The sequence below is a fragment of the Roseococcus sp. GW821-FHT12F05 genome (assembly GCF_058806835.1).
In genome coordinates this window covers 109374-134818 of sequence record NZ_JBXAQB010000015.1, presented here as the reverse complement: position 1 = coordinate 134818, position 25445 = coordinate 109374, and the positions used below count along the sequence as shown (strand labels likewise).

27 protein-coding genes are annotated in these 25445 nt (G+C 70.4%); 19 read left to right on the top strand and 8 right to left on the bottom strand.

Going from position 1 to position 25445, the window contains the following annotated elements; genetic code table 11:
- Positions 1-13 precede the first annotated feature (13 nt).
- Both AC1ROY_RS27395 and AC1ROY_RS27390 read right to left on the bottom strand, forming a co-directional pair.
- On the bottom strand, positions 14-970 hold the full coding sequence (locus tag AC1ROY_RS27395; RefSeq protein ID WP_493152099.1) for a Bug family tripartite tricarboxylate transporter substrate binding protein: 957 nt from the start codon (positions 968-970) through the stop codon (positions 14-16).
- Positions 971-978: 8 nt separating this feature from the next.
- Entirely contained in the window at positions 979-1635 is a 657-nt protein-coding gene (locus tag AC1ROY_RS27390; protein ID WP_493152098.1) for a GntR family transcriptional regulator, read from the bottom strand.
- A 63-nt stretch (positions 1636-1698) separates the two neighbouring features.
- Here AC1ROY_RS27390 and AC1ROY_RS27385 point away from each other — a divergent pair, with 63 nt between their 5' ends.
- From AC1ROY_RS27385 to AC1ROY_RS27365, 5 genes are all read left to right on the top strand, one after another.
- Positions 1699-3144 carry a hypothetical protein gene (locus AC1ROY_RS27385; RefSeq protein ID WP_493152097.1) on the top strand — a complete coding sequence of 482 codons (1446 nt, stop codon included), beginning with the start codon at positions 1699-1701 and terminating at the stop codon, positions 3142-3144.
- Positions 3141-3683 (top strand): UGSC family (seleno)protein, encoded by a 543-nt coding sequence (locus AC1ROY_RS27380; protein WP_493152096.1) that lies wholly within the window; start codon positions 3141-3143, stop codon positions 3681-3683. The genes AC1ROY_RS27385 and AC1ROY_RS27380 overlap by 4 nt, the downstream gene beginning before the upstream one ends.
- A gap of 32 nt (positions 3684-3715) precedes the next feature.
- Positions 3716-4090 (top strand): nuclear transport factor 2 family protein, encoded by a 375-nt coding sequence (locus AC1ROY_RS27375; protein ID WP_493152095.1) that lies wholly within the window; start codon positions 3716-3718, stop codon positions 4088-4090.
- Between the two features lie 46 nt (positions 4091-4136).
- Positions 4137-5090, top strand: a complete 954-nt coding sequence (locus tag AC1ROY_RS27370; protein ID WP_493152094.1) for a Bug family tripartite tricarboxylate transporter substrate binding protein — start codon at positions 4137-4139, stop codon at positions 5088-5090.
- A gap of 64 nt (positions 5091-5154) precedes the next feature.
- The gene (locus tag AC1ROY_RS27365) at positions 5155-6201 is read left to right on the top strand and encodes an AI-2E family transporter (RefSeq protein ID WP_493152093.1); all 1047 of its coding nucleotides are present in this window, start codon (positions 5155-5157) and stop codon (positions 6199-6201) included.
- A gap of 3 nt (positions 6202-6204) precedes the next feature.
- On the opposite strand, the gene AC1ROY_RS27360 is transcribed toward AC1ROY_RS27365, so the two are convergent.
- Positions 6205-7098 (bottom strand): AraC family transcriptional regulator, encoded by an 894-nt coding sequence (locus AC1ROY_RS27360; RefSeq protein ID WP_493152092.1) that lies wholly within the window; start codon positions 7096-7098, stop codon positions 6205-6207.
- Positions 7099-7251: 153 nt separating this feature from the next.
- On the opposite strand from AC1ROY_RS27360, the gene AC1ROY_RS27355 reads away from it, so the two are divergent.
- The gene (locus AC1ROY_RS27355; protein ID WP_493152091.1) at positions 7252-7947 is read left to right on the top strand and encodes a type 1 glutamine amidotransferase domain-containing protein; all 696 of its coding nucleotides are present in this window, start codon (positions 7252-7254) and stop codon (positions 7945-7947) included.
- A 45-nt stretch (positions 7948-7992) separates the two neighbouring features.
- Here AC1ROY_RS27355 and AC1ROY_RS27350 read toward each other — a convergent pair whose 3' ends face one another.
- On the bottom strand, positions 7993-9423 hold the full coding sequence (locus AC1ROY_RS27350) for an aldehyde dehydrogenase family protein (protein WP_493152090.1): 1431 nt from the start codon (positions 9421-9423) through the stop codon (positions 7993-7995).
- A 146-nt stretch (positions 9424-9569) separates the two neighbouring features.
- On the opposite strand from AC1ROY_RS27350, the gene AC1ROY_RS27345 reads away from it, so the two are divergent.
- The 10 genes from AC1ROY_RS27345 to rutC all read left to right on the top strand — a co-directional run bounded on the left by AC1ROY_RS27345 (position 9570) and on the right by rutC (position 19729).
- On the top strand, positions 9570-10976 hold the full coding sequence (locus tag AC1ROY_RS27345) for an amidase (protein WP_493152089.1): 1407 nt from the start codon (positions 9570-9572) through the stop codon (positions 10974-10976).
- 52 nt (positions 10977-11028) lie between these two features.
- Complete coding sequence (locus AC1ROY_RS27340) at positions 11029-11928, top strand: fumarylacetoacetate hydrolase family protein (protein ID WP_493152088.1); 900 nt, start codon at positions 11029-11031, stop codon at positions 11926-11928.
- Between the two features lie 36 nt (positions 11929-11964).
- On the top strand, positions 11965-12156 hold the full coding sequence (locus AC1ROY_RS27335) for a hypothetical protein (protein ID WP_493152087.1): 192 nt from the start codon (positions 11965-11967) through the stop codon (positions 12154-12156).
- The gene (locus AC1ROY_RS27330) at positions 12153-13130 is read left to right on the top strand and encodes a tripartite tricarboxylate transporter substrate binding protein (protein ID WP_493152086.1); all 978 of its coding nucleotides are present in this window, start codon (positions 12153-12155) and stop codon (positions 13128-13130) included. The genes AC1ROY_RS27335 and AC1ROY_RS27330 overlap by 4 nt, the downstream gene beginning before the upstream one ends.
- 30 nt (positions 13131-13160) lie before the next feature.
- Positions 13161-14357 carry a M20 family metallopeptidase gene (locus AC1ROY_RS27325; protein ID WP_493152085.1) on the top strand — a complete coding sequence of 399 codons (1197 nt, stop codon included), beginning with the start codon at positions 13161-13163 and terminating at the stop codon, positions 14355-14357.
- A 120-nt stretch (positions 14358-14477) separates the two neighbouring features.
- Positions 14478-14885: a hypothetical protein gene (locus tag AC1ROY_RS27320; RefSeq protein WP_493152084.1), complete on the top strand. Its 408-nt coding sequence runs from the start codon at positions 14478-14480 to the stop codon at positions 14883-14885.
- On the top strand, positions 14885-17479 hold the full coding sequence (locus tag AC1ROY_RS27315) for a hybrid sensor histidine kinase/response regulator (protein ID WP_493152083.1): 2595 nt from the start codon (positions 14885-14887) through the stop codon (positions 17477-17479). The genes AC1ROY_RS27320 and AC1ROY_RS27315 overlap by 1 nt, the downstream gene beginning before the upstream one ends.
- A gap of 74 nt (positions 17480-17553) precedes the next feature.
- Positions 17554-18498 (top strand): Bug family tripartite tricarboxylate transporter substrate binding protein, encoded by a 945-nt coding sequence (locus AC1ROY_RS27310; protein ID WP_493152082.1) that lies wholly within the window; start codon positions 17554-17556, stop codon positions 18496-18498.
- Between the two features lie 103 nt (positions 18499-18601).
- A complete protein-coding gene (gene rutB / locus AC1ROY_RS27305; RefSeq protein WP_493152081.1) occupies positions 18602-19336 on the top strand; it encodes a pyrimidine utilization protein B in 735 nt (244 codons plus the stop codon).
- Between the two features lie 6 nt (positions 19337-19342).
- On the top strand, positions 19343-19729 hold the full coding sequence (gene rutC, locus AC1ROY_RS27300; RefSeq protein ID WP_493152080.1) for a pyrimidine utilization protein C: 387 nt from the start codon (positions 19343-19345) through the stop codon (positions 19727-19729).
- Positions 19730-19786: 57 nt separating this feature from the next.
- Here rutC and AC1ROY_RS27295 read toward each other — a convergent pair whose 3' ends face one another.
- Positions 19787-20251 (bottom strand): Lrp/AsnC family transcriptional regulator, encoded by a 465-nt coding sequence (locus AC1ROY_RS27295; RefSeq protein WP_493152079.1) that lies wholly within the window; start codon positions 20249-20251, stop codon positions 19787-19789.
- A gap of 161 nt (positions 20252-20412) precedes the next feature.
- Here AC1ROY_RS27295 and AC1ROY_RS27290 point away from each other — a divergent pair, with 161 nt between their 5' ends.
- The 3 genes from AC1ROY_RS27290 to rutD all read left to right on the top strand — a co-directional run bounded on the left by AC1ROY_RS27290 (position 20413) and on the right by rutD (position 22544).
- Positions 20413-21426 carry a 1-aminocyclopropane-1-carboxylate deaminase gene (locus AC1ROY_RS27290; RefSeq protein ID WP_493152078.1) on the top strand — a complete coding sequence of 338 codons (1014 nt, stop codon included), beginning with the start codon at positions 20413-20415 and terminating at the stop codon, positions 21424-21426.
- Between the two features lie 6 nt (positions 21427-21432).
- On the top strand, positions 21433-21711 hold the full coding sequence (locus AC1ROY_RS27285; RefSeq protein WP_493152077.1) for a hypothetical protein: 279 nt from the start codon (positions 21433-21435) through the stop codon (positions 21709-21711).
- Positions 21712-21788: 77 nt separating this feature from the next.
- Entirely contained in the window at positions 21789-22544 is a 756-nt protein-coding gene (gene rutD / locus AC1ROY_RS27280) for a pyrimidine utilization protein D (RefSeq protein ID WP_493152076.1), read from the top strand.
- On the opposite strand, the gene AC1ROY_RS27275 is transcribed toward rutD, so the two are convergent.
- Genes AC1ROY_RS27275 through AC1ROY_RS27265 form a run of 3 tightly spaced genes read right to left on the bottom strand, consistent with a single transcriptional unit; the run spans position 22545 to position 25442 of the window.
- Positions 22545-23906, bottom strand: coding sequence for an amidohydrolase family protein (locus tag AC1ROY_RS27275; protein WP_493152075.1), 1362 nt, complete (start codon positions 23904-23906; stop codon positions 22545-22547). It abuts the gene before it with no gap.
- Positions 23903-24727, bottom strand: coding sequence for an ABC transporter permease (locus AC1ROY_RS27270; protein WP_493152074.1), 825 nt, complete (start codon positions 24725-24727; stop codon positions 23903-23905). The genes AC1ROY_RS27275 and AC1ROY_RS27270 overlap by 4 nt, the downstream gene beginning before the upstream one ends.
- The gene (locus AC1ROY_RS27265) at positions 24675-25442 is read right to left on the bottom strand and encodes an ABC transporter ATP-binding protein (RefSeq protein WP_493152073.1); all 768 of its coding nucleotides are present in this window, start codon (positions 25440-25442) and stop codon (positions 24675-24677) included. The genes AC1ROY_RS27270 and AC1ROY_RS27265 overlap by 53 nt, the downstream gene beginning before the upstream one ends.
- Positions 25443-25445: the final 3 nt, after the last annotated feature.

Genomic DNA, 25445 nt, shown 5'->3' with positions numbered 1-25445 from the left:
GCCCCTCCTGCGATCAGTCCGCCCGGATGCCCCGCTGCCGGATCAGGCTCGACCACAGCTCCACCTCGCGCGCGAGGAAGACTCCCAGCTCTCCCGGCGAGCTGGGCGCGGCCTCCGTGCCGTCGCGCAGCAGGCGCTCCACGATCTCCGGCTTGCGCAGGGTGGCGCTGGCGGCCGCATGGAGCTTCTCCAGCACGGCCGGCGGTGTGCGGGCCGGCGCGAAGAGCCCGTACCAGTTCAGCGTGGTGAAATCGGCGAAGCCCTGCTCGATGAGCGTCGGCACCTCGGGCGCGGCGGGGCTCCGGCGCGGGCCGGTGAAGGCGACGGCGCGCAGCTTGCCGTCGCGCACCAGCGGCAGCGCGGTCGAGGGATTGTCGAACATGCCGTCGAGCCGGCCGGCCACGAGGTCCGTCAGCGCGCCGGCGGAGGAGCGGTAGGCGACATGGACCATCGGCACGCCGGTCCGCGCGGCGAGGAGCTCCATGGAGAGATGCCCCATGCTGCCGGGCGCGGCCGAGCCGAAGTTCAGCCCGCCGGGCTTCGCGCGCGCCGCGGCGACGAGGGCCTGCGCGTCGCGGACGGGGCTGTCGGCGGCGACCACCAGGATCTGCGGGTTGGTCATGACCATGGTGATCGGCGCGAAGTCGCGCAGTGGGTCGAAGGGCAGCCGCGGGAAGAGGCCGACATTGATGGCGAGCGGCGCCGCAGTGAGCAGCAGCGTGTAGCCGTCAGGCGCGGCGCGGGCGACGTATTCCGTGCCGATCTGCGTGGCCGCGCCGCCGCGGTTCTCGACCACCACCGTCTGCCCGAGTTCGGCCGACATCAGCGGCGCCATGAGCCGTGCCACGAGGTCGGTGGCGCCGCCGGGCGCATAGGGCACCAGGATCTGCACGGACCGCGTCGGGTAGCCTTGCGCCCGGGCCGGCACGGCGAGCAGCGTCGGGGCGGCGAGCAGGTGGCGGCGGCGCATGGCGTCTCCTAGCTGAGAGGAAGGGCGGGAAGCTTCTGGCTGGCCTGGGCCTGGACGCGGCGGACATGGGCGGCGAGCTCCGCCTCGGCCTCGGCGAGGCGGCCGGCGAGCGCCAGGTCCAGGATGCGGCGGTGATGCGCAAGCGCGGTGGCCATGCGCTTGGCGTTGCGCGGCAGGCGGTGGCGCAGCGCGCCGACCTGGCTGGCGATGCCGCGATAGGAGTCGATGAGCAGCGAGTTGCCCGAGGCGCCCACGATCGCCTCGTGGAAGGCGGCATCCATGGCCTCGGCGCGGGCGAGGTCACCCGCCTCCAGCGCCAGCGCGGCGCCGGCGAGCGGCACGGAAAGCGCGGCGGCCAACCGGTCCGGGTCATGACCCGCCGCAAGGCGCAGCGCGCCGCATTCCAGGATGGCGCGCATCTCGCAGACGGTGCGGATCGCCTCGGCGTCGGGCGACATGACGAAGCTGCCGCTCTGCGGGCGGATGGTGACGAGGCCCTCGGCGGCGAGGCGCTGCAGCGCCTGCTTCACCGGCGTGCGGCTGATCTCCAGCTCGGCGGCCAGCGTGCGGTCGGAAAGGCGCTGCCCGAAGGCCAGTTCTCCCCGAACGATCCGGTCGCGGATCTGTGCCAGGGCCTGGTTGCTGAGAGGGTCGGCGGCGTCCATCTATCTGGAATACCAGTTTTCGGTTGACAGCCGCAAGGAGGAATCTGGTATTCCAGTTTCATCATGCCGCTCGATACCCCCCAGGCCCCTGCCCTGCCCGATGACGGGCTCGTCCTCTTCCTCAAGGCGGAGTGCCCGACCTGCCGGCTGCTGATGCCACTGCTGCCGTCGCTCGGCGCGACGCTGGTCATCCAGGACGACCCCGCCGCCTTCCCCGCGGGCGCCCTGGACGACACGGCGCTGGCCGCCTCCTTCGCGGAGAACATCGAGATCGTCCCCACGCTGATCCGCCGCGAGGCCGGCCGCGAAGCCGAGCGCACCGAGGGCTGGGATCGTGCGGACTGGCGCCGCCTCACCGGCGACGAGACGCTCGGAGAGGCCCTGCCCGCCTTCCGCCCCGGCTGCGGCTCCAAGTCGCGCGAGCCCAATGTCCACGAGCACCTGGTCGCGCGCTTCGGCGAGACCGGCATCGCCAGCCGCCGCATCGGCATCGGCGAATGGGATGACCCCATCGAGGCCTGCTTCGACCGCGGCTGGACGGACGGCCTGCCCGTCGTCCCGCCCACGGACGCGCGCATCCTGCGCATGCTGCAGGGCACACGGCGCAAGCCGGACGAGGTGATCGGCCGCGTGCCGCCGGACCTCATGCCCGTCACCGTCGAGAAGGTCGCGATCAACGCCGTCATGGCCGGCTGCCGGCCGGAATACATGCCCGTGCTGCTGGCCGCGCTGGAGACCGCGCTGGAGCCGGTCTTCACCCTGCACGGCATCGTCTGCACGACCTGCTTCTCCTCTCCGGTCATCATCGTGAACGGGCCGATCGCCAGGCGCATCGGGATGAATGCCGGCATCAATGCGCTGGGCCAGGGCAACCGCGCCAATGCGACGATCGGCCGCGCGCTGAACCTCATCATCCGCAATGTCGGCGGCGGGCGGCCGGGCGAGCTGGACCGCAGCACCATCGGCGGCCCCGGCAAGTATACCTTCTGCTTCGCGGAGAACGAGGACGATCCGCGCTGGCAATCGCTCGCCGAGGCGCGCGGCATCGCGCCGGGCAAATCTGCCGTGACGCTGTTCCAGGGCGACGGCATCCAGGGCTTCGTGGACTGGAAGAGCCGCACGCCGGAGGAGCTGTCGCGCTCGCTGGCGATGAGCCTCGCCGCCGTCGGCCACCCCAAGCTCTGCGAGTTCTTCAATGCCATCCTGGTGCTCTCGCCCGAGCACCACGCCATCTTCGCCGATGCCGGCTGGGACCGCGCGCGCATCGAGGCGAGCCTGCACGACGACCTCCGCCGCCCTGGCGAGGAGCTCATCGCCGGCGCGCAGGGCGTGGGCGAGGGCATCGCGCCGGCGCGCGCGAAAGAGATGGTGAACAAGTTCTGGCCGGAAGGGCTGCTGGTCGTCCGCGCGGGCGGCGCGGCGGGGCTCTACTCCGCCATCTGCTGCGGCTGGACGGGCGGGCGCTTCCGCGAGGAAAGCCAGCCCGTGACCAGGGAGATCGTCGAATGAGAAGCCAGGAACACCTGCTGCGCGACCCCACCGCCGAGGCCGCCGCCACGCGCCGCGCGCCCGTAGCCCCGCCCGCCGACCTGCGCGCCGGCACGCTCGCCCTGCTCGACATCGGCAAGATGCGCGGCGACGAGTTCGTGGACCGGCTGGCCGTGCTGCTCGCCGCGCGCGGCTACCGGCTCAAGCGCTGGAAGAAGCCCACCAACACGCGCACCGCGCCGCTGCCGATCCTGCACGAGATCGCGGAGCAGGCCGATGCGGTGATCATCGCGCTATCGGATTGCGGCTCCTGCACCTCCTGCTCGACGCACGACCTGAACGACCTGGACCAGCGCGGCATTCCCGGCGTGAACATCCTCACCGAGGAATTCCGCGACGCCTTCGACCGGCAATGCGGCAGCCTCGGCTTCGACGGGCGCTCGGTCTTCGTGCCGCATCCGATCCTCAACCGCACGACGGCGGAGATCGAGGCCATCGCGGAGGCGTATCTGGACGCGATCCTGGCGAGCCTCGATCCGGGTTTGCGCGCCGCCGCCTAGACGCAACCCGCCGCGTCGCGCAGCATCGCGCGATGATCGAGGACGAGATCCGCCGCATCCTGGACGCCAAGACGGACGCCCTCATCCGCCGTGACGCCATCGCGCTGGACGCCCTGCTCGATCCCGGCTTCGTCTATCTCAACGCAAGCGGCCGCACCCTCGACAAGGCGGGCTATGTGGAGACCTACTGCGTCTCCGACCAGGTGGTCTTCCTCTCACAGGACATCACCGACCTGCACGTCACGCCGCATGACGGCTTCGCCATCGCCACCCTCACGCTGCACGACAGGTTCCAGGTCCATGGCCGCGTGATCGAGGGCGACTACCGCTCCCTCTGCGTCTTCCGGATGACGGAGGGTTCATGGCGCTGGGCCGCCGGGCAGACCATGCCCGCGCCGCCCCGGTGACCTGCGCCATCAGCTGGTCCAGGATGCGCGCGGAGGAACTTTTCCCATGAAGCGTCGCACCGCCCTGGCCCTGCTGGCCACGCCCGCCATCGCCCAGGCGCAACCCGCCTGGCCCCAGCGCCCCGTCCGCATCGTCGTCCCCTTCCCACCCGGCGGCTCCAACGACGTCATCGCCCGCCCGCTGGCCGAGAAGATGCAGCAGCGCCTCGGCCAGCCCGTCGTCATCGAGAACCGGCCCGGTGCCGGCGGCTCGATCGGCGCCGCGCAGGTCGCGCAATCCGCGGCGGACGGCCACACGCTGATGGTCTCCAGCAGCAGCTTCGCCGCCTCGGCCGCGGTGCAGCGCACGCCCTACGACGCCATCGAGAGCTTCGACACCGTCTCGCTGTTGGCACGCGCTCCCTTCCTCGTGTTGACCAACCCGAACTTCCCGCCGCGCACGATCCAGGATCTCGTCGCCTATTGCCGAGCCCGTCCCGGCGAGGTGGATTTCGCCAGTTCCGGCCCCGGCGGCATCAACCACTTCGTCACCGAGCTTTTTGCCCTGCGCGCGGGGTTGCGGCTCAACCACGTGCCCTATCGCGGCATGCCGCCGGCCGTGACGGACCTCGTCGCCGGCCATGTGCCGCTGCTGATCACCACCATGGCCAGCGCCTCCGCGGCCATCCGCGAGAACCGCGTGCGGCTGCTCGCCTATTGCGCCGCCGGGGCGCCGGCCGGCAGCCCGCCCGCACCGCTGGTGAAGGAGGCGACAGGCATCGACTACGAGGCCTCCATCTGGTGGGGGCTGCTGGGCCCGCGCGGCATTCCGGCCGAGCCGATGCGCGTCCTCAGCGCCGCCATCGCGGCCTCGCTGGCCGAGCCGGACGTGGCGCGGATCTACGAGGCCGAGGGCGCCACGCCCGGGGGCTCGACGCCGCAGCATTATGCGGAGGTGCTGCGCCGCGACATCGCCGGCTTCCGGGAGGTCGCGCAGGCGGCGAACATCCGGCTGGACTGAGCGCCCCGCCCTCCCTTTTTTGGAAGCCGGGGCAACCGCGCGGCACGGCCGTCATTCAGCGCCCATGCCCCGCACCATCCTCTCCGTGCTCATCCTCCTCGCCGTCCTGCTGACGCTGTTCACCCTGGCGCCGGGGGTGCTGCTGGTCCTCTTCGCCGGGGCGCTGCTGGCCGTGGCCCTGCGGGCGCTCGCGGTCCCCATCGCCGCGCGCCTCGGGATCGGGGAAGGCTGGGGCGTCATGGTCGTGGCCCTGCTCGCCTTGCTGCTGCTGGGCCTCGCCTTCTGGTTCGCCGCCGACGCGCTCTCCGCCCAGGCCGACAGCTTCCGGCAGGAGTTGCCCGCCCTGGTGGAGCGCGTGCAGGGGCAGCTGTCGCGCTATGGCTGGGGCCGCTGGATCATCGAGCAGGTCGACCCCCGCCGCCTCATCCCCTCGGGCGAGGCCGCCAGCCAGGCGGCCACCTATGCCGTCTCCAGCCTCGGCGGAGTGCTCGGCGGGCTGGGCGACGTGGTGCTGATCCTGCTGCTCGGCCTCTATCTGGCGAGCGACCCCGGCCCCTACCGCAAGGCCGCACTGTCGCTGGTGGCACCACCAGCCCGCCCGCGCTTCCGGACCCTGCTCGACGAGGCCGGGGAGACGCTCCGCGGCTGGCTGGTGGGCCAGCTCTTCGCGATGGTCGTGACCGGCCTCTTCATCGGCACCGGCCTCTGGGCGCTGGGCGTGCCGCTGGCCGGGCTCCTGGCGCTGATCGCCGCGATCTTCGGCTTCATCCCCTATATCGGGCCGGTGATCTCGGTGGTGCCGGCGCTGCTGGTGGCCCTGGGCGAGGATCCATCGCTGATCCCCTGGGTGATCGGCCTCTTCGTGCTGTCGCAGAATGTCGAGGGCAACCTGCTGACGCCGATGGTGCAGAGCCGCACCGCGGATCTGCCGCCGGCCTATCTGCTCGGCGCCCAGGCGCTGATGGGCTCCGGCTTCGGGCTGATCGGGGTGGTGCTGGCAGCGCCGCTCGCCGCGCTGGTCATGGTGGCGGTGAAGGTCGGCTATGTGCAGGGCTGGGTGGAGGCGGAGGGGCGCGGCAGGCTGCTCGGGCCCGATGGAGGCGAAGGCTGAGGATCAGGCCACAGCCTGCGCCCGGCGCCTGGCCTCCTCCATCGCGCGGGCGGGCGGCAGGCCGAAGAACCGTCCGTACTCGCGCGTGAACTGCGGCACGCTCTCGTAGCCGACCGCATAGGCCGCCTGGCTGGATGTCGCGCCATCCGCCATCATCAGGCGCCGCGCCTCGATCAGCCGGAGCTGCTTCTGGAACTGCAGGGGCGAGAGCGAGGTCACCGCCCGAAAATGCTGGTGGAAGGTCGAGGGACTCATGCCCGCGGCCGCGGCCAGGCGCTCGACCGGCAGGCGCGACGCGAACTCGGTACGGATGAGGCTGGCCGCGCGGGCGATGCGCTGGGCATGGCTGTCCGGGAAGCCGAGATGGCGGATCGCGGGCCCCAGGCGCCCGGCCAGCAGCCAGTAATGCATCTCGCGCAGCAGCTGCCCCTGGAGCACCGGCAGCGAGGCCGGTCGATCGAGCAAGCGCAGCAGGCGCAGCGCCGCGTCGGCGACCTCGGCATCGGTGGGCTCGAGCCGGAGCGCCGCGCCGACCTCCGGCGGCACCGCCGCCATCTCGGCCGAGAGCGCCGCGACAACAGCGGGATCGAGATCGAGCACGAAGGACAGGTAGGGCGCCACACGGCTGGCCCTGGTGATCTGGCTGACGGTCGGGACATCGGCGGTGATCAGCAGGGAATCGCCCGCACCGAAGGAGAGCGTGCGGCTCCCCATCGTCACCTCCTTGGTTCCCTGCACGACCAGGCAGATCAGCGGTCGCTGGATGCCGTATTGCAGCTCGCCTGTGCCGGTGGAGCGCACGGTGACCAGGCCCGGGATCGGCGCGCGGGCGATGCCGTGCCCGTCGGCATGGGCCTCGGCATGGCGGCGGATCGCATCGAGGAGGGCCTCGGTCATGCCGCCCTTCCTAGCGGACGGAGCGCGGCGGGTTCAACGACCTTCGGAGGATCAGGCAAGGATCCCCGAGCTTCCGACAACACGGGGCAGACCCGGCGCGCGATATCGGGCGGGCCGCAGAGAGCGGTCACCACCCCACCAAGGAGACGAAAGATGAGCCGGATCCTGATTGTCCTGTCCGCCGCCGAAACCTGGACGCGCGCCGACGGATCCAAATACGCGAGCGGCGTCTGGGCCGAGGAGTTCGTCGTGATGGACGAGAGGTTCGTGGCCGCCGGCTGCGCCGTCGACATCGCCACCCCCGGCGGCGTGACGCCGACCATCGACCCGCACAGCATGAACCCCCATGTCGTCGGGCAGGAGAATGTCGACCATTTCCGCGCCTATCTCGACGCGATCGCGCCGCGGCTGGCAAGGCCGCTGGTGCTGAGCGAGGTCGAGACCGCTGCCTATGACGCCATCGTGATCCCCGGCGGCCACGGTCCGGTCGAGGACCTCTACAAGGATGCCGACATGGGCCGCGTCCTCGTCGAAGCCGAGCGTGCGGGAAAGATCATCGCGCCGGTCTGCCACGGCCAGGCGGCGCTGCTGGCGGCGAAGGACGCGCAGGGCGGCTGGCTGTTCAAGGGCCGCCGCATGACCTCCTTCAGCGACGAGGAGGAGGTTGAGCTCGGCACGGCCGACAACGCGCCCTGGCTGCTCGCTGACACGCTGCGCAAGTCCGGCGCGGACTACGTGAAGGGGCCGAACTGGGGCGCCTATGTCGTGGCCGACCGCAACCTGCTCAGCGGCCAGAACCCGGCCTCCAGCCTGCCGCTGGCCGAGGCCGTGCTGGCCGCGCTGCGCTGAAGAAGCCGGTGGTGCCCGGAATCCCGGGCACCACCGCATCGGACATCAGGCGGCCTCGTAGCCGATGACCGCCTTGATCTCCGTGAAGTCGTCGAGCGCCCACTTGCCGTACTCGCGCCCGTTGCCCGATTGCTTGTAGCCGCCGAAGGGCGCGGCCGTGTCGCCCGCGGGGTAGTTCATGAACACGTTGCCCGCGCGCATCTGCGCCGAGACCTCGCGCACCTTCTTCACATCGGCGCCCTGCACATAGGCCGCCAGTCCGTAGATGGTGTCGTTGGCCATCTCGATCACCTCGGCCTCGTCCTTGTAGGGCAGGATCGCGAGCACCGGCCCGAAGATCTCCTCGCGCGCGATGGTCATGTCGTTGCGCACGCCGGCGAAGACCGTCGGCCGCACGAAGTAGCCGCGGTTGAGGTTTTCCGGCCGGCCGGGGCCGCCCGTCACCAGCTCCGCGCCCTCATCGATGCCGGCCTGGATCAGGCGCTGGATCTTCTCGAACTGGATCCCGCTGACCACCGGGCCGATGGTGGTGCCGGGGCTCTTCACGTCGCCGACCACCACGCTCTCGGCCGCGGCCCTGGCGATGGCCTTGACCTCCTCGTGGCGGTCCAGCGGCACGAACATGCGCGTCGGCGCGTTGCAGGACTGGCCGCTGTTGCCCATCATGCCCAGCACGCCCTTGCGCACCGCCGTCGGGAAGTCGACGTCCGGCAGCAGGATATTGGCCGACTTGCCGCCGAGCTCCTGTGCCACGCGCTTCACCGTGGTCGCCGCGGCCTGGGCGACGAGGATGCCCGCCCGGGTGGAGCCGGTGAAGGACATCATGTCGATGTCAGGATGCGACGACATGGCCGCGCCCACGACGCCGCCCTCGCCCTGCACCATGTTGTAGACGCCCTTCGGCACGCCGGCCGCATGCATCACCTCGGACCAGATGATGGCGTTGAGCGGCGCGACCTCGGAGGGCTTGAGCACCATGGTGCAGCCGGCCGCGATGCCCGGCGCCACCTTGCAGACGATCTGGTTGATCGGCCAGTTCCAGGGTGTGATGAGCCCGACCACGCCGATCGGCTCGCGCGCGATGAGCGTGGTGCCCTCGAGCTCCTCGAACCTGTACTCCTCCAGCACCTGGATCATGCGCTGGAGGTGCGCCGTGCCGGTCGCGGCCTGGCGCTCCAGCGCGAACTTCAGCGGCGCGCCCATCTCCTGCGAAAGGGCGGCGGCGATGTCGTCGCGGCGCTTGGTGTATTCGGAGAGGATGGCCCTCAGCAGGTCCAGCCGGTCCTTGCGGCTGGTGCGCGCATAGGACGGAAAGGCCGCCTTGGCGGCGGCGACGGCACGGTCCACATCGTCGGCGCCGCCGACGGCGATCTGGGTGAAGGCCTCCTCGGTGGAGGGGTCGACCACGTCGAGAAGCCTGGGCTCGAGCGGGGCGACCCAGGCGCCGTTCACATAATGCTCGCGTTCGTGTTGCATGTGGGAAGTCCTCCGCGTGTGGGCCGGTGGCCCGGCTCGTTATCCTCTCCCGGATATAGCGCATCCGCAAGCGGAGGCCCATGATCGCCTCTGATTTCCGTCCTGGGGCGTGACGTTTTCCCGGCATGGGCGCATCCTTGTCCCCCATGCACGACATCACCACGAAGACCGATCCTGCGCTCATGGCGGCGGAGGAGCTTCTGGCGCTCTATGCCCGCCGCGCGCTGTCGCCCGTCGAGGCGCTGAAGGCCGTCTCCGAGCGCATCGCCCGCTTCAACCCCTGGGTGAACGCCTTCGCGGCCCTCAATCCGCGCGCCATCCAGCAGGCCGGCGAGAGCGAGGCGCGCTGGATGGCCGGGCGGCCGATGGGCCAGCTCGACGGCGTGCCGACGACCGTGAAGGACCTGCTGAACCTCGCGGGCTTCCCCACGCGGCGCGGCAGCCGGACCACGGACAGCAAGCCGGCCGTCGAGGACGCGCCGGCCGTGATGGGCCTCAAGCAGGCCGGCGCCGTGATCATCGGCAAGACCACCACCACGGAATTCGGCTGGAAGTCGCCCGGCGACTGCCCGCTGCACGGCATCACCCGCAACCCCTGGAACCGCGAGCGCACGCCGGGCGGCTCGTCGAGCGGTGCAGGCGCCGCGGGCGCCGCCGGCTTCGGCCCGCTGCATATCGGCACGGATGCCGGCGGCTCCATCCGCATTCCCGCGGCCTTCTGCGGGCTCGTGGGGGTGAAGCCGAGCTTCGGCCGCGTGCCGCAATGGCCGCTCGGCGCCTTCGCCAATGTCGCCGTGGCCGGGCCGATGACGCGCTCGGTGCGCGACGCGGCGCTCATGTTCAACGCGCTGGCCCGCCACGACCTGCGCGACCCCTTCTGCCTCCCCGACGAGAAGCGCGAATGGCGGGACGGCATCGAGGACGGCGTGAAGGGCCTGCGCGTCGCTGTGGTCCGGCGCCTCGGCTTCGACGCGCCGCTGGACGCCGACGGCGGGACCGCGCTGGACGAGGCCGCGAAGGCGCTGGAGGCGGCCGGCGCGATCGTCGAGGAGGCGGATCCGCGGCTTCCCGACACCCGTGCCATCTTCGGCCGCGTCTGGGGCGTGGCGCTGGCGCGGCTGATGGCCATGGTTCCGGCCGAGAAGCGTGAGATGCTGGATGCCGGTATCCTGGAGGTCGCCGAGGCGGAATCGGCCATGAACGCGGTGGACTTCCTCGGCGCCGATGCCCTGCGCATCGAGGCAGCGCATGCCATGGCACGCTTCCATCAGGTCTACGACCTGATGCTCACCCCCTGCACGCCCACCGCCGCCTTCGCCGCCGACCAGCCGACGCTGCACCCGCAGATGGCGCTCTGGCGTGACTGGGCGCCCTGGACCTTCACCCACAACCTGACGCGCCAGCCGGCCATCTCCGTCCCTGTCGGCCTCGATTCCGAGGGCATGCCGCGCGCCGTGCAGGTGGCGGCCGCGCTCTATCGCGACGACCTCTGCTTCCGCGCGGCGCGGGCCCTCGAAATCGCAAGGCAGACCCCCACCGCCCCTGACTTGTAACCGTCACGCAAAGCTGCTTTCTCCCCGCCCGGGTCTTGGGCGGGAAGTTGGCATGCGGCTGGTCACGTTCACGCGCGCCGGGCAGGTGCGGCAGGAAGTGGGTGCGCTCGGCGCTGACGGCGCCGTGCTCGATCTCTGCGCGGTCGAGCCGCTGCTGCGCGGCGAGACCATGGTCGGCGTCGCCGCCGCCGAGCCTGCCTTGCTGGACAAGCTGCGCGAGGCGGCCGCCAAGGCGCCGCTCGTGACCGGCGCCACGCTCTGCGCGCCCATCCCCCGCACGCCGAAGAACATCTTCTGCGTCGGCAAGAACTACCATGAGCATGCGAAGGAATTCGCGGGCTCCGGCTTCGACGGCGGCGCCAAGGACGTGGTGCCGCCCTATCCCGTCGTCTTCAGCAAGCCGCACACCTCGATCATCGCCAACGGCGAGCCGATCCTCAGCCATCTCGATCCGACCGGCGGCCTCGACTACGAGGGCGAGCTCGGCGTGGTCATCGGCCCATTGAATAGAGAGGGGGGCGGCCGCGGCATCTCCAAGGCCGACGCGCTCTCGCATGTCTTCGGCTACACCATCGTCAACGACGTCACGGCGCGCCACCTGCAGAAGCGCCACAGCCAGTGGATCCTGGGCAAGGGGCTCGACAGCTTCTGCCCGATGGGCCCGGCCATCCTCACCGCCGACGAAGTGCCCGACCCGACCAAGCTCACCCTCACCACCTGGGTGAATGGCGAGCAGCGGCAGCACGCCCCGGTCTCCGACCTGATCTTCGACATTCCGACGCTGATCGAGGCGATCAGCGCAGCCATCACGCTGGAGCCGGGCGACCTCATCGCCACCGGCACGCCGGCGGGCGTGGGCATCGGCTTCAATCCGCCGGTCTTCCTGAAGGCCGGCGATGTCGTGCGGATCGAGGTGCCGGGCATCGGCACCCTGGAGAATCGGGTGGCCTGAGGGCCATAAGGCTTTCCCGTGACGGGAGGATGACGAATGCGTGCTCTGAAGCTTCTTCCTTTGGCGCGCCGCCGTTGCCTGATGGCAGCGCCGGCCAACCCGTCCGAGCGCCTGCCGGACGCGGCCTCCTTCTATGAACCGCCGCGCGGCGGCTCGGCCGAGACCGAGATGATGAAGGACCGCGACTGGCAGAGCGAGACCGTCACGCGGATCGGTCCCAAGGAATGAGCGCGGCGTCGCTGCCGCGGCGCCTCGTCCTGGCGGCCCCGCTGGCCGCCTCCCTGCCTGCCCAGGCGCAGGACTTCCCGAGCCGGGCCATCACCATCGTCGTGGGCTTTCCGCCGGGCGGCCAGGCCGACCTCGCGGCGCGGCCCGTCGCCTCGGCGCTGGAGCGCATCCTCCGCCAGCCCGTGGTCGTGCAGAACCGCGCGGGCGGTGCCGGCGCCATCGGTTCGGGCTTCGTCGCCCGGGCCGCGCCCGACGGCTACACGCTACTGATGGCGCTCTCCTCGCTGGCGGTGCTCCCGGAGTCGGAAAAGCTCTTCGGCCGGCCCGCGCCCTATACGGTTGATCAGTTCGCGCCGATCGCGCTGGTGAACGCCGACCCGACCATGCTCGCGGTCCCGGCCAACGCGCCCTGGCGCTCGATCGCCGATTTCGTGGCCGACGCGAAGGCGCGGCCGGGTGACATCCCCTACGGCTCCTCCGGCGCCTACGGCACGCTGCACGTGGCTATGGAGATGTTCGCGACCGCAGCCGGCATCCGGCTGCTGCACGTGCCCTTCCAGGGCGCGGGGCCGGCCATCACGGCGCTGCTCTCCGGCGACATCAAGGCACTGGCCTCGGCACCCGGCACGCTGACCCAGCACGTCCAGGGCGGGCGCCTGCGCGTGCTCGGCTGCTGGGGCCGCGAGCGCGCGCCCGCCTTCCCCGACGTGCCGACCTTCATGGAGGCCGGCTTCCCCGAGGTGGAGTTCTACATCTGGGCCGGGCTCTTCGCCGCCGCGGCGACGCCGGCGCCGGTGGTGACGCGGCTGCGCGAGGCCATGCGCGCCGCCATGCAGGATGCGGACCTTCTCCGCGCCTTCGAGGCCGCGGGCTCGCCCCCGCGCTACATGGATGCGCCCGACTTTTCCCGATTTTTCGCCGAGGACAGCGCGCGGCTGGTGGGGGCTGTTCAACGCATCGGCCGCGTGGAGTAGCCTGCCTCCGACAGATTGGAGGCTGCCCGCATGAACACCGAAACCACCGAAGGCAAGATCACCGCCTGGCTCGCCACCCAGCAGCAGGCGATGGTCGACACGCTGGAGGCCATGGTGAACACCGATGGCGGTAGCTACGACAAGGCCGGCGTCGATGCCGTCGGCAAGATCGTGAAGGATTTCTTCGACGGTCAGGGCATCACGGTCGAGACCGTGCGGGGCGAGAAATTCGGCGACTGCCTGCGCGCGGTCCTGCCGCATGAGGGGGCCTCCGCCGTCCGCACGCGCGGCAACCACGCCGCCAACATCGTGCTGATGGGCCATCGCGACACCGTCTTCCCCAAGGGCGAGCCGACCCGCCGGCCCTTCACCATCAAGGACGGCCGTGCCTACGGCCCCGGCGTGGCGGACATGAAGGCCGGGCTGGTCATGAACATGTTCGTCCTCGCCGCCTTCAAGAAGTTCGGCGGCGCGCCGGGCCCGATGGTCGGCCTCTTCACCGGCGACGAGGAGATCGGCTCCCCCGAGGGCCGCGCGGTCATCGAGGAGGAGGCCCGCGGCGCCCGCGTCGTCTTCAACTCCGAGCCCGGCCGACTCACCGGCAACGTGGTCACGGGACGCAAGGGCGGCGTCTTCAGCATCTTCGAGATCGAGGGCAAGGCCGCCCATTCCGGCGGCAACTTCGAGGCCGGCATCTCCGCGATCGGCGAGCTCGCGCACAAGATTGTCGCCATCCACGCGCTGACGGATCTCAAGCGCGGCATCACGCTCAATGTCGGCCTCGTCTCGGGCGGGCAGAGCGTGAACACCGTGGCGCCCTCGGCCACCGGCCAGATCGACCTGCGCTACGTGAACCCGGCCGACCGCGACGAGATCATGGGCAGGATCCACGAGATCATCGCCAAGAGCTACGTGCCCGGCACCAAGGCGAAGCTCATCATCCGCGGCGAGTTCCTGCCGCTCACCCAGGACGAGGCGGCCGCGCGGCTTTTCACCATGTACCAGGGCGCGGCGAAGGACGCCGGGCTCGAGGTGAAGGGGGAGTTCTCCGGCGGCTGCGCCGATAGCGGCTTCACCGCCGCCCAGGGAGCTCCGACCATCTGCTCGGTCGGGCCGGTGGGCGGGTTCGCGCACAGCCCGGAGGAGTACCTGGAGGTCGCGAGCTTCGTGCCGCGGGCGCAAGCCCTGGCCCGTTCGGTGCTGCGGCTGGAGAGCGCGGGGCTCTGACCGCATCGGCGCGGGGACATCCCGCGCCTCTTCCATCGCCCGCCGCATCCGGCAGTGGATTATTGCGCATCTAAACATGCCTCGTGCTACATCCGGCACCTGCGAGGTGTGGGAATGAGAATGCCCGACGCTTATCCTGGGGCTGCCGCCCCATCCGACCGCACCCGACGGCCGCATCGGACCTCGTCGGCGCCGCATGAAAGCCGCCGCCAGGGCGGCGCCACGGCGCTGCCGGTTCTCCTCCTTGTCTTCAGCCTGGTCGGCGCCCTCGTGGCAGGGCTGATGCCGCAGACGGGACAGACCCAGTTCGCCGTCATCGCCGCCCCCTGGAAGGGGCTCGACGGAATGGCCGGGCTGGTCGCCGCCGCCGATGGCAGGATCGTCGATGGCGGCCGGCTGCCCAACGTCATCTTCGCGCAGTCCGACAGTCCCGGCTTTGCCGCCGCGCTGTACCGCGCCGGCGCCTGGCTCGTGCTCGATCCGGTCCTGCTGCGCGGCTGCCTCGGCTCCGGCGGAAGGAGCGCCTGATGTCCGAGCTCGACTGGCTCCGGCGCCGCTTCGGCGCCGCGCTCGTGTGGCTGCTCTGGCTGCATGTGCCGGCGGTGGCGCTGGGCGCCGTCCTCGTGGATCGTTCGCCGGTCGCGCCGGCGATCTTCTCCGCCGGGCTGGCGGCGGCCTTCCACCTCTGCTGGTGGCTCCGCGGGATCGCGCCAGTGACGCGCTACGTCTCGGCCGTCGCGCTGATGGGGCAGCCGGCGGTGATGCTGTACCTGCTCGCCGGGCACGCCTGGCAGATGGACATGCACATGTACTTCTTCGCGCTGCTCGCCCTGCTGATCGGCTGGTGCGACTGGCGCGTGATCGTGATCGGCGCGGTCACCATCGCCCTGCATCACCTCGTGCTCAACTTCGTGCTGCCGACAGCCATCTTCCTCGGCGGATCGGATATCGACCGGGTCTATTTCCACGCCGCGATCGTGCTGTTCCAGAGCGCCGTGCTGGTCGCGCTGTGCGTCACGCTGGTCCGGACCTTCGACCGGATCGCGGCCATGAGCGCGGAGATCCGGCTCCAGAACGAGACGCTGGAGCTGCGGGTCGAGCAGCGGACGCAGGAGGCCCAGGCGGCGAATGCGGCGAAGACCCTCTTCCTGGCCAATATGAGCCACGAGATCCGCACGCCCATGAACGCGATCCTCGGCTTCAGCCATCTCGCGCTGCGCACGGAGATGACGCCCAAGCAGCGCGACTACATCCTCAAGATCCGCTCGGCGAGCGGCGCGCTGCTCGGCCTGATCAACGACATCCTGGACTTCTCGAAGATTGAGGCCGGCAAGCTCACCCTCGAGCGGGCGCCCTTCGACCTGCGGGCCACGCTCGACGGCGTCTCCGCCATCGCCGGCGTGCGGGCGCAGGAGAAGGGCATCGGCCTGCGCTTCGTGGTCGAGGCGGGGGTGCCGGCGGCGCTGGTGGGCGATTCGCTCCGCCTCAACCAGGTGGTCCTCAACCTGGTCTCCAATGCCGTGAAGTTCACCGAGCGCGGCGAGGTGGCCGTCACCGTCCGGCCGAGGTCCCCGCCGGGCGACGACATCGCGCTCGAGGTCGCCGTCCGCGACACCGGGATCGGCATGACGCCGGACCAGCAGGCGCGGCTGTTCCGCTCCTTCACGCAAGCCGACAGCTCCACCACGCGCCGCTTCGGCGGGACCGGCCTCGGGCTGGCCATCAGCAAGCAGCTGGTGGAGCTGATGGGCGGCACGATCTTCGTGGACAGCACGCCCGGCGAGGGAAGCTGCTTCCGCTTCATCCTCCGGCTGGGCGTCGCCGATGCGGCGGCGATCGCGCGGCGCCCGGCCGTGGAGGCCCTCGCGCGCCTGCGCATCATGGTCGTGGACGACAACGCCGCCTCGCGGTCGATCCTGCAGGAGATGTTCTCGGCCTGGTCGGTCGGGGTGGAGCTCTTCGCCTCCGCGGCGGAGGCGCTCAGCGCCCTGGACGAGGCCGAGGCGAACGGCGCGCCCTTCGACCTCGTCCTCATGGACTGGAAGATGCCCGGCATGGACGGGATGGAGGCCGCCCGGCGCATCCATGGCAAGGTCACGGGCGCCAAGCCGCCGGTCGTCGTGATGGTGAGCGCCTATGGCCGCGAGGAGATGGCGGAGAAGGCCGAGGCGAACGGCATCTCCGCCGTGCTCGTGAAGCCCGTGGATCCCGGGCTGCTGCTGGACACGCTGACGACGCTCTTCGGCACCGGGCCCGAGGCCGTTCCCGCCCCCCCCGGCCCGGCCCCGATTCCACGCGTCGCCCCGGCGTTCCGCGGCGCGCGCGTCCTCCTGGCGGAGGACAACGAGATCAACCGCGAGGTCGCGGTCGAGCTTCTCACCGATGCCGGCCTCGTCGTCGAGATCGCGGAGAACGGCCGCGTCGCCTGGGACAAGGTCCTCGCGGAGCCGCGCGGCTTCGCCGCCGTGCTGATGGACGTGCAGATGCCGGAGATGGACGGGATCGACGCCACGATCCGGATCCGCGAGCGCATCCCCGCGAGCGAGCTGCCGATCATCGCCATGACCGCGCATGCCTATGAGCAGGAGCGGCAGCGCTGCCTGCAGGCCGGCATGAACGATCATGTCGCCAAGCCCGTCGATCCGGCGGCGCTGGTCGCGACGCTCGACCGCTGGCTCGCGGTGGGGCATGCGGAGGCGAGCCCGCCGCCTTCGGTCGCGATGCCGGCCGCCGCCGACGGGCTGCCGCAGCTCCTGCCGCCTTACGACCTCGACGCCGCGCTCGTCCGCGTGAACGGCAAGCGCAAGCTGCTGCGCAAGCTGATCATCGAGTTCGGCGCGAGTTTCGGCGATGCCGCCCTGCGGCTCCGCCAGCAGATCGCCGAAGGCCGCTCCGACGAAGCGGCCTGGCTCGCGCATGCGCTCAGGGGCACAGCGGGTTCTCTGGGCGCCGACAGCGTGGCCGAGGCCGCCCTGCGCCTCGAGGATGCCCTCATCGGGCGGGAGCCGGGCGATCCGGAACCGCTGCTGCGGCGGCTGGAGGACGCGCTTCGCCCGGCCGTTGCCGCGGCGCGGTCGCTCTCGGCCGAGCTCGGGCGAGAGGCGGTGGCACCCCTGCCGTAGCGGTGCCACCATCGCGCTGATGGCCTGAAGATTGCTTGATCTTCATGCCGCCGATCGCGGCGATGGAGAACCGAATGCCCGATGTCCCGCGCCGCGCCCTTCTCGCCCTGCCGGCGCTCGCTCCGCTCGCCGCGCAGGCCCAGTCCGGCCTGCGCCTCATCGTCCCCTTCCCGCCCGGCGGCGCGGCGGATTTCCTCGGCCGCATCGTGGGCGAGCGGATGGCGCGCGCGATGGGGCAGCCCGTCACCATCGAGAACCGCTCGGGCGCCGGCGGCAATATCGGCACGGCGGCCGCGGCCCAGGCCGGCGGCGACGGCGGGACCATCATGCTCAACGGCGTGCCGATGGCCGTGAACCGCTTCCTCTATGCCTCGCTGCCCTTCGACCCGGACCGCGATTTCTCGCCGATCGGGCTGATTGCCGTGGTGCCCAACATCATGGTCGTGCCGACCGACCTGCCGGTGAGCAACGTCGCCGAATTCGTCGCCCTCGCGCGCACGCGGCCGATGAACTACGCCTCCATCGGCAATGGCACCTCGCTGCACCTGGCCGGCGCGCAATTCGCCATCGCCACGGGGCTGAACATGACGCATGTGCCCTATCGCGAGACGGGTGCCGCGAATAACGACCTCATGGCCGGGCGCGTCGAGGTGATGTTCCAGACCATCTCCGCCGCGGCCGGCCTCGTGCGCGGCGGGCGGATGAAGGCGCTGGCCGTCACCAGCGCCGAGCGCGCGCCGGCCTTCCCTGACGTGCCGACCTTGAAGGAGGCGGGCGTGGACCTGGTCTCCGTCGGCTGGTTCGGCCTCTTCGCGCCGCGCGGCGTGCCGGCGGACCGGCTGGCGAAGCTGGAGGCCGAGACCCTTGCCGCCGTGCGCGACCCCGCGGTGGCGCAGCGCGTCGTCGAGAGCGGCAGCCTCCCGCGCGCCATGCCGGGCGTGGAGTTCACCGCCTTCATCGCCGACGAGACACGCCGCTTCGGCGAGCTCGTGCGGGCCGCCGGCATCCGCGCGGATTGAGGCATGCGCTGCACGCTCGCGAGGCAGAAGCGGGACGCCCCGCGCCTCGCCTCGATGGCATGATGCGTGCATTCTTTCGGGCATCGAGACAGGAGCCCATCGCATGAGCCTTCCCGCCGGCTACGCCCCCGAGGCGCCGACCCGCGCCGCCATCACTCTGCCCGCGCGGCCCGAAGCGATCCGCCTCAACCCGGCCGAGACCGCGATGATCATCGTGGACATGCAGAACGCCTATGCCATGCCCGGCGGCTATCTCGACGTCGCAGGCTTCGACGTGAGCGGCATCCCGCCGGTGATCCCCATGGTCGCCAAGGCGGCCGCGGCCGCGCGCGCCGCAGGCATGCCGGTGATCTTCTTCCAGAACGGCTTCGACCCCTCCTATTCGGATGCGGGCACGCCGGCCTCGCCCAACTGGCACAAGTCCAACGCGCTGAAGACGATGCGCGCCAGGCCAGAATACAAGGGAAAGCTGCTCGCCCGCGGGACCTGGGACCACGCGCTGGTGGACGGGCTGACTCCGCAACCGGGCGATCTCGTGGTGCCGAAGACGCGCTATTCCGGCTTCTACAACACCAACATCGACAGCCTCCTGCGCGCGCGGGGCATCCGCAACATCGTCTTCACGGGAATCGCGACGAATGTCTGCGTGGAGAGCTCGCTGCGCGACGCCTACCACCTCGAGTATTTCTGTGTGGTCCTCGAGGATGCGACGCACGCGGCGGGGCCCGATTTTACCCAGAAGGCCGCGCTCTACAACATCGAGACCTTCTTCGGCTGGGTCTCCACCGTCGCGGATTTCTGCGGCGCCATCGGCCAATCTCCGGAACAGGGAAAGTAAAGCGACATGCCCTTCAAGCCCGTCATCCCCGCCGGCTCCGGCAAGCCGCTGGCGCCCTATTCGCCCGGTGCGCTGGCCGACGGCGTGCTCTACGTCTCGGGCACCCTGCCCTTCGACAAGGACAATAACGTGATGCATCCGGGCGACATCGGCGCCCAGACGCGGCTCGTGCTCGACACCATCAAATCCGTGGTCGAGGCCGCCGGCGGCACCATGGCCGACGTCACCTTCAACCAGATCTTCCTCACGGACTGGGCCAGCTATGCCGGCATGAACGAGGTCTATGCGCAGTTCTTCCCGGGCGACAAGCCGGCGCGCTACTGCATCAAGTGCGAGTTGGTGAAGCCGGGCGCGCTCGTCGAGATCGCGACCACCGCGCATATCGGCAAGTAGGAGCCTGCCTGGAAGTCCCGGCGGGTCGGCTCCGCGTGTCGCGGATCCGGCAGGCTCTCAGAACTCCAGCGGCGCGTTGTCCACGACCTCCTTCATGACGAAGAAGGTGCGCGTCTGACGCACCCCGGGGAGCGCGATGAGCTGCTCCCCGTGGATGCGGTTGAAATCCTCCATGTCGCCGACGCGGATCTTGAGGAAGTAGTCGAAATCGCCGGCGACCAGGTGGCAGTCCAGGACGAATTTCAGCCGGGCCGCCGCCTGCTCGAAACTGGCGAAACTCTCAGGCGTCGAGCGGTCGAGCACGACGCCCACGATCGCGAGCGCGCCCTTGCCGACCTTCCGCGGCGCGACCATCGCCCGCGTCTGGGTGATGTAGCCGTCCTCGAAGAGGCGCTGGGTGCGGCGGTGACAGGTGGCGGGGCTGACGCTGACCGTTTCGGCCAGATCGGCATTGCTCAGCCGACCGTTATTCTGCAGCAAACGCAGGATCTTGAGATCGATTCTGTCGAGCTTGGAGGCCATGAAAGGATCTTCCATAAGTCCGCGGCAATGCGGCAAGCATGGCGACAAACTGCGGTAGATCAGAAGTGATTTCCAGAATTTCCTCCCTGATATCGAGAGCACCTTCCATTTTTTTGGTGATAGCTGACTGACCCGTTCGGATCACCAAACGGGATGCCATAATGCTGGAAAAATTCGCGCGCTATCCGCTGACCTTCGGCCCCACCCCCATCGAGAGGCTCGACCGGCTCTCCAGCCATCTCGGCGGCAAGGTCGAGATCCACGCCAAGCGCGACGACTGCAATTCGGGCCTCGCCTATGGCGGCAACAAGCTGCGCAAGCTCGAATACATCATCCCCGACGCCATCGCCTCCAATGCCGACACGCTGGTCTCGATCGGCGGCGTGCAGTCCAACCACACCCGCATGGTCGCGGCCGTCGCGGCGAAGATCGGCATGAAGTGCCGCCTCGTGCAGGAGAGCTGGGTGCCGAACGAGGACGCCGTCTACGACCGCGTCGGCAACATCATGCTCAGCCGCATCATGGGCGCCGACGTGCAGATGGTCGACGAGGGCTTCGACATCGGCATCCGCGAGAGCTGGGAGCAGGCGCTCGAGGATGTGAAGGCCAAGGGCGGCAAGCCCTATGCGATCCCGGCCGGCGCCTCCGTGCACAAGTTCGGCGGCCTCGGCTATGTCGGCTTCGCGGAGGAGGTGCGGGCGCAGGAGAAGGAGCTCGGCTTCAGCTTCGACTACATCATCGTCTGCACCGTCACAGGCTCGACCCATGCCGGCATGCTCGTCGGCTTCGCCAAGGACGGGCGCGAGCGCAGGGTCATCGGCATCGACGCCTCCGCCACGCCGGCGCAGACCCGGGCGCAGGTGCTCGACATCGCGCAGAAGACCGCGGCGCTCGTCGAGCTGGGCCGCGAGATCGTCGAGGACGACGTCGTCCTGATCGAGGACTACGCCTATCCCGTCTACGGCGTTCCCTCCGAGGAGACGAAGGAGGCCATCCGCCTCTGCGCCCGCCTCGAGGGCATGATCACCGACCCCGTCTACGAGGGAAAATCCATGCAGGGCCTCATCGACCTCGTCGGCAAGGGCTATTTCCCGGAGGGGTCGAAGATCCTCTATGCGCATCTCGGCGGCGCGCCGGCGCTCAACGGCTATGGCTACGCCTTCCGCAACGGCTGAGCGGCGATGGGCGCCGTCCTCCTCTGCGAGTTCCCCTCCGCGGACGGCGCCGCGCGGCCCTGGATCCTCGAGCGCCTCGCGCTGCTGGCCCTGCGGGGCGGCGCGGAGCTGCAATTCGTCGGAACGGAGCAGGCGGGCGAGGTGATCGCCATCCGCTTCGCCGATGCGGCGCTCGCCGGGGCGACCCTGGCCGAGTGGCGGGGGGAGGAACCGCCTGCCACGATCGCGATCAGGCTGCTGCGGATGGAGCCCATTCCCCCCTTCCCCGCCAGCCTGTTTCCCTGAGTCGGCGCCTCGGCCCAAGACCGCCCGTCTGTTAGGCTGCCGCCGACGACATGGGGCATCGGCGGATGAAATTCGAAGTGACTGGGCGCGCGGACGCGCCGGCCATCGTGCTCTCCGCCGGCCTCGGCGGAGCGGCCGCCTTCTGGACGCCGCAGCGTGCCGCGCTGGAGGAGCATTTTTCCGTCGTCGCCTTCGACCAGCGAGGCACGGGTCGCAACCTCGAGCCGCTGCCGGACGGCTACACCATCGGCCACATGGCGGACGATGTGGTGGAGGTGCTGGATGCGGCGGGCATCGCGCAGGCGCATTTCCTTGGCCATGCGGTGGGCGGCCTGGTGGGGCTGGAGCTGGCGCGGCGGCATCCGGCGCGGCTCGGGCGGCTGGTCGTGGTGAACAGCTGGGCGAAGGTGGATCGCCACACGGAGCGCTGCTTCGACATCCGCATCGGCATCCTGCACGCGCAGGGAGTCGGGGCCTATGTCGCGGCGCAGCCACTCTTCCTGCACACGGCGCCGTACCTCTCCGCGAACCACGACAAGATCCTGGCCGAGATCATTGAAGGCACCGCGCACTTCCAGGGGGCGGAGAATCTGCTGAAGCGCATCGGGGCCGGGCGCGCCTTTGACGTGCGTGCGGACCTCGCGCGCATCGAGGCGCCCACGCTGGTGGCGGCCTCGCGCGACGACCTGCTGGTGCCCTGGACCGCATCGCAGGCGCTGGCGGAAGGGCTGCCGGCGGCGGAGCTCTGGGTGACGGCGGAGGGGGCGCACGCCTTCTCGGTGGAGAAGCCGGGGGTGTTCAATCCGGTGCTGCTGGATTTCCTGCTGGATTGATCAGGTGCCGAACGCCGCCTGCGCCTCCGGCAGTTCCCAGATCCGCCGGATCGCCGCAGCGCCTTCCGCCGTGATGGAATCCTCATCCACCAGCAGGTGCTTCCCGCCGCGCATCAACAGCCGCCCATCCACCACCGTCGCGTCGAGCTCGGCGCGGTGTCCGAGCCACACCATCGCCCGGATCGGATCGGCCATCGGCTGGAGATGCGGGTGCGTCAGATCGATCACACTGAGGTCCGCCGTCGCGCCCACGGCGATGCGGCCGAGATCCGGCCGCCCCATCGCCTCCGCGGCGACGCGCGTCACGGCGGCGACCAGCTCCCGCGCGGTGGCGACGCTCGCGTCGCCCGCCTCCAGCTTCGAGACCATCCCGGCCGCGCCCAGCTCGCCCATCAGGTCCATGTTGTAGCCGTCCGTGCCGATGACGGTGCGCAGACCGGCGGATCTGAACCGCGAGAAGGGCGCGAACACGCCGCCCCGCGCGAAGGTGCGCGGGCAGTTCACCACGGTGCTGCCGGAGGATTTCAGCCGCGCGAGGTCGAAGGGACTGCAATGGATGCAATGCGCCGCGATGAGGTTCGGACCAAGGGCGCCCGCGCGCTCCAGATACTCCACGGGCGAGCAGTCGTAGCGCGACTGCGCGAGCGCGTTCTCGGCCGCGCTCTGCGAGACATGGACGGTGATGGGAATGCCCAGCTCGCGCGCGCGATCCGCCGCGGCTCGGATCAGCTCGGGCCCGCAGGTGTCGGTGGCGTGCGGCGCCATGGCCAGGCGGATGCGGCCCTCCTCCTGCCCGTCCCAGATCTCGCGCAGGCGTTCCCATTCGGCGAGGTCGGCCGTGCCGTCGTCGTTCCCGATCGTCGCGTAGTCCATCTTCCCGTCCGGCCCCATCTTCGGGTCGGCCGAGGAGAAGACGTAGGGCGCTCCGTAGAAGCGCAGGCCGAGCTCGGCGGCGGCCTGGAACATCTCGGGGATGCCGTTGCGGAAGGGCTCCAGCACCGTGGCCGCGCCGCCCTTCATCACCTGCAGCAGGCCGAGGCGTGCCGCGGCCAGCCGCTCGGCCGCGGTGAGCTGCTCCAGCGCGAGCCGGCTCAGCGGCATGAGCAGCCGATAGACCAGGCTGGCCTCGTCGCCGCTCGCGCCGTCCTCGGTGCGGTTGCGCACGACCATCTCGCTGAAGCAGTGGTTGTGCAGGTTCATCAGCCCGGGGAGGACGAGGCGGCCGGGCGCATCCAGCACGGTATCGGCGGAAGGCCGATCCGGCGTGATCGCGACGATCCTGTCGCCTTCCACCAGCACCCAGCGATCGGCGACGACGCCTTGTTCCGTCAGCACATGGCTGCCGAAGACCGCGAGACTCATGCTTTTTCCTCTTGGGCTGCCCAGGGAAAGCACAGCCGCTCCACCACCACCACGGCCTGGAACAGCACGATGCCGAGGAAGGACAGGATCAGCAGCGCCCCGAAGGCCAGCGACGTCCGGAAGAAAGCCGTCGCCGACATGATCTGGTAGCCGAGCCCCTGGTCGGCCGCCACGAATTCGCCGACGACGGCGCCCACCACCGCGAAGGTCATGGCGAGCTTGAGCCCGCTGAAGATGAAGGGAATGGCATAGGGCATCCGCACCAGCAGGAGCTGCTGCAGCCGCGAGGCGCGCAGCGAGCGGCTGAGCTCGATCAGCTCCGGTGGCGCCGCCATCAGCCCCGTCGCGGTGGAGATCACCAGCGGGAAGAAGGCGACCAGGAAGGTGACGGTGACGCGCGAGAGCTCGCCGGGCCCGAGCGCCAGCACCAGGATGGGCGCCAGCGCCACCTTGGGCACGCTCTGGATCAGCACCAGGATCGGATAGACGGCATGCGCGACATTGGCCGAGGAGGTCACCAGCACCGCAAGCGGCAGGCTGACCACGATGGACAGCAGGAATCCCAGCAGGATCGTCGTCACCGTCGAGCTGGTGTGGCGCAGCATCACCTGGCCGGCCGCCGACGTCGCCGTCCAAATCTGCGTGGGCGCGGGCAGGATGTATTCCGGGACGCCGGAGACGCGCACCCCCGCCTCCCAGACGGCGAAGAAGGCCACGACAGTCAGCACCGGCACCACGACGGGCCGCAGCGCCCGCCAGAGCCGCCGCCTAGGCCGCGACAGGATGACGGCCGAAGATGTGATCGCGGATGCGTCCGGCACAGCGCTCGAACTCCTGGGTTGAGACCTGGCGGAAGCTGCGCGGCCGCGGCAGGTCCACGTCCACGATGTCGGCGACGCGCCCGGGCCGCGGCGACATGGTGATCACGCGGTCGGCCAGGATCACCGCCTCGGTGATGGAATGGGTGACGAAGACCACCGTGCAGGGCCGCTCGGTCCAGAGGCGCAGCAGCTCCAGGCTCATCTCCTCGCGGGTGAGCGCGTCCAGCGCGCCGAAGGGCTCGTCCATCAGCAGGATGCGCGGCTCGTGCACCAGGGCACGGCAGATGGCGACGCGCTGCTGCATGCCGCCGGAGAGCTCGCGCGGCGTCTTGCGCTCGAAGCCGCCGAGGCCGGCCATGGCGAGCAGCTCGCGCGCCCGCGCCTCGCCGGCGGCATCGCGGCGGCCGAGGATGCGCAGCGGGAAGAGCACGTTGGTCAGCACGTCGGCCCAGGGCAGCAGGGTCGCGGCCTGGAAGACGAAGCCGACATCGGCATGCGGGCCGGTGACGTGATACCCGTCCACCAGCACCTGGCCGGAGCTCTGCGGCACGAGGCCGGCGATCAGCCGCAGCAGGGTGGACTTGCCGCAGCCGGACTGGCCGACGATCGCGGTGAAGGCGCCCTCCGGCACCTCCAGCGAGACGCCGGACAGCGCCTCGACCTCGACACCGTCGGCCGCCTCGAAGCGCTTGCCGACGGATTCCAGCCGGATCAAGTC

Coding starts and splice junctions, on each gene's coding strand:
- AC1ROY_RS27330 (WP_493152086.1), top strand. CDS start 12,153: ATGAGCGCGGCGTCGCTGCCGCGGCGCCTCGTCCTGGCGGCCCCGCTG.
- AC1ROY_RS27295 (WP_493152079.1), bottom strand. CDS start 20,251: ATGGCCTCCAAGCTCGACAGAATCGATCTCAAGATCCTGCGTTTGCTG.
- AC1ROY_RS27290 (WP_493152078.1), top strand. CDS start 20,413: ATGCTGGAAAAATTCGCGCGCTATCCGCTGACCTTCGGCCCCACCCCC.
- AC1ROY_RS27355 (WP_493152091.1), top strand. CDS start 7,252: ATGAGCCGGATCCTGATTGTCCTGTCCGCCGCCGAAACCTGGACGCGC.
- AC1ROY_RS27315 (WP_493152083.1), top strand. CDS start 14,885: ATGTCCGAGCTCGACTGGCTCCGGCGCCGCTTCGGCGCCGCGCTCGTG.
- AC1ROY_RS27375 (WP_493152095.1), top strand. CDS start 3,716: ATGATCGAGGACGAGATCCGCCGCATCCTGGACGCCAAGACGGACGCC.
- AC1ROY_RS27395 (WP_493152099.1), bottom strand. CDS start 970: ATGCGCCGCCGCCACCTGCTCGCCGCCCCGACGCTGCTCGCCGTGCCG.
- AC1ROY_RS27345 (WP_493152089.1), top strand. CDS start 9,570: ATGCACGACATCACCACGAAGACCGATCCTGCGCTCATGGCGGCGGAG.
- AC1ROY_RS27360 (WP_493152092.1), bottom strand. CDS start 7,098: ATGACCGAGGCCCTCCTCGATGCGATCCGCCGCCATGCCGAGGCCCAT.
- AC1ROY_RS27335 (WP_493152087.1), top strand. CDS start 11,965: ATGCGTGCTCTGAAGCTTCTTCCTTTGGCGCGCCGCCGTTGCCTGATG.
- AC1ROY_RS27390 (WP_493152098.1), bottom strand. CDS start 1,635: ATGGACGCCGCCGACCCTCTCAGCAACCAGGCCCTGGCACAGATCCGC.
- AC1ROY_RS27275 (WP_493152075.1), bottom strand. CDS start 23,906: ATGAGTCTCGCGGTCTTCGGCAGCCATGTGCTGACGGAACAAGGCGTC.
- rutB (WP_493152081.1), top strand. CDS start 18,602: ATGAGCCTTCCCGCCGGCTACGCCCCCGAGGCGCCGACCCGCGCCGCC.
- rutC (WP_493152080.1), top strand. CDS start 19,343: ATGCCCTTCAAGCCCGTCATCCCCGCCGGCTCCGGCAAGCCGCTGGCG.
- AC1ROY_RS27340 (WP_493152088.1), top strand. CDS start 11,029: ATGCGGCTGGTCACGTTCACGCGCGCCGGGCAGGTGCGGCAGGAAGTG.
- AC1ROY_RS27320 (WP_493152084.1), top strand. CDS start 14,478: ATGCCCGACGCTTATCCTGGGGCTGCCGCCCCATCCGACCGCACCCGA.
- AC1ROY_RS27385 (WP_493152097.1), top strand. CDS start 1,699: ATGCCGCTCGATACCCCCCAGGCCCCTGCCCTGCCCGATGACGGGCTC.
- AC1ROY_RS27370 (WP_493152094.1), top strand. CDS start 4,137: ATGAAGCGTCGCACCGCCCTGGCCCTGCTGGCCACGCCCGCCATCGCC.
- AC1ROY_RS27380 (WP_493152096.1), top strand. CDS start 3,141: ATGAGAAGCCAGGAACACCTGCTGCGCGACCCCACCGCCGAGGCCGCC.
- AC1ROY_RS27350 (WP_493152090.1), bottom strand. CDS start 9,423: ATGCAACACGAACGCGAGCATTATGTGAACGGCGCCTGGGTCGCCCCG.
- AC1ROY_RS27365 (WP_493152093.1), top strand. CDS start 5,155: ATGCCCCGCACCATCCTCTCCGTGCTCATCCTCCTCGCCGTCCTGCTG.
- AC1ROY_RS27285 (WP_493152077.1), top strand. CDS start 21,433: ATGGGCGCCGTCCTCCTCTGCGAGTTCCCCTCCGCGGACGGCGCCGCG.
- AC1ROY_RS27310 (WP_493152082.1), top strand. CDS start 17,554: ATGCCCGATGTCCCGCGCCGCGCCCTTCTCGCCCTGCCGGCGCTCGCT.
- AC1ROY_RS27325 (WP_493152085.1), top strand. CDS start 13,161: ATGAACACCGAAACCACCGAAGGCAAGATCACCGCCTGGCTCGCCACC.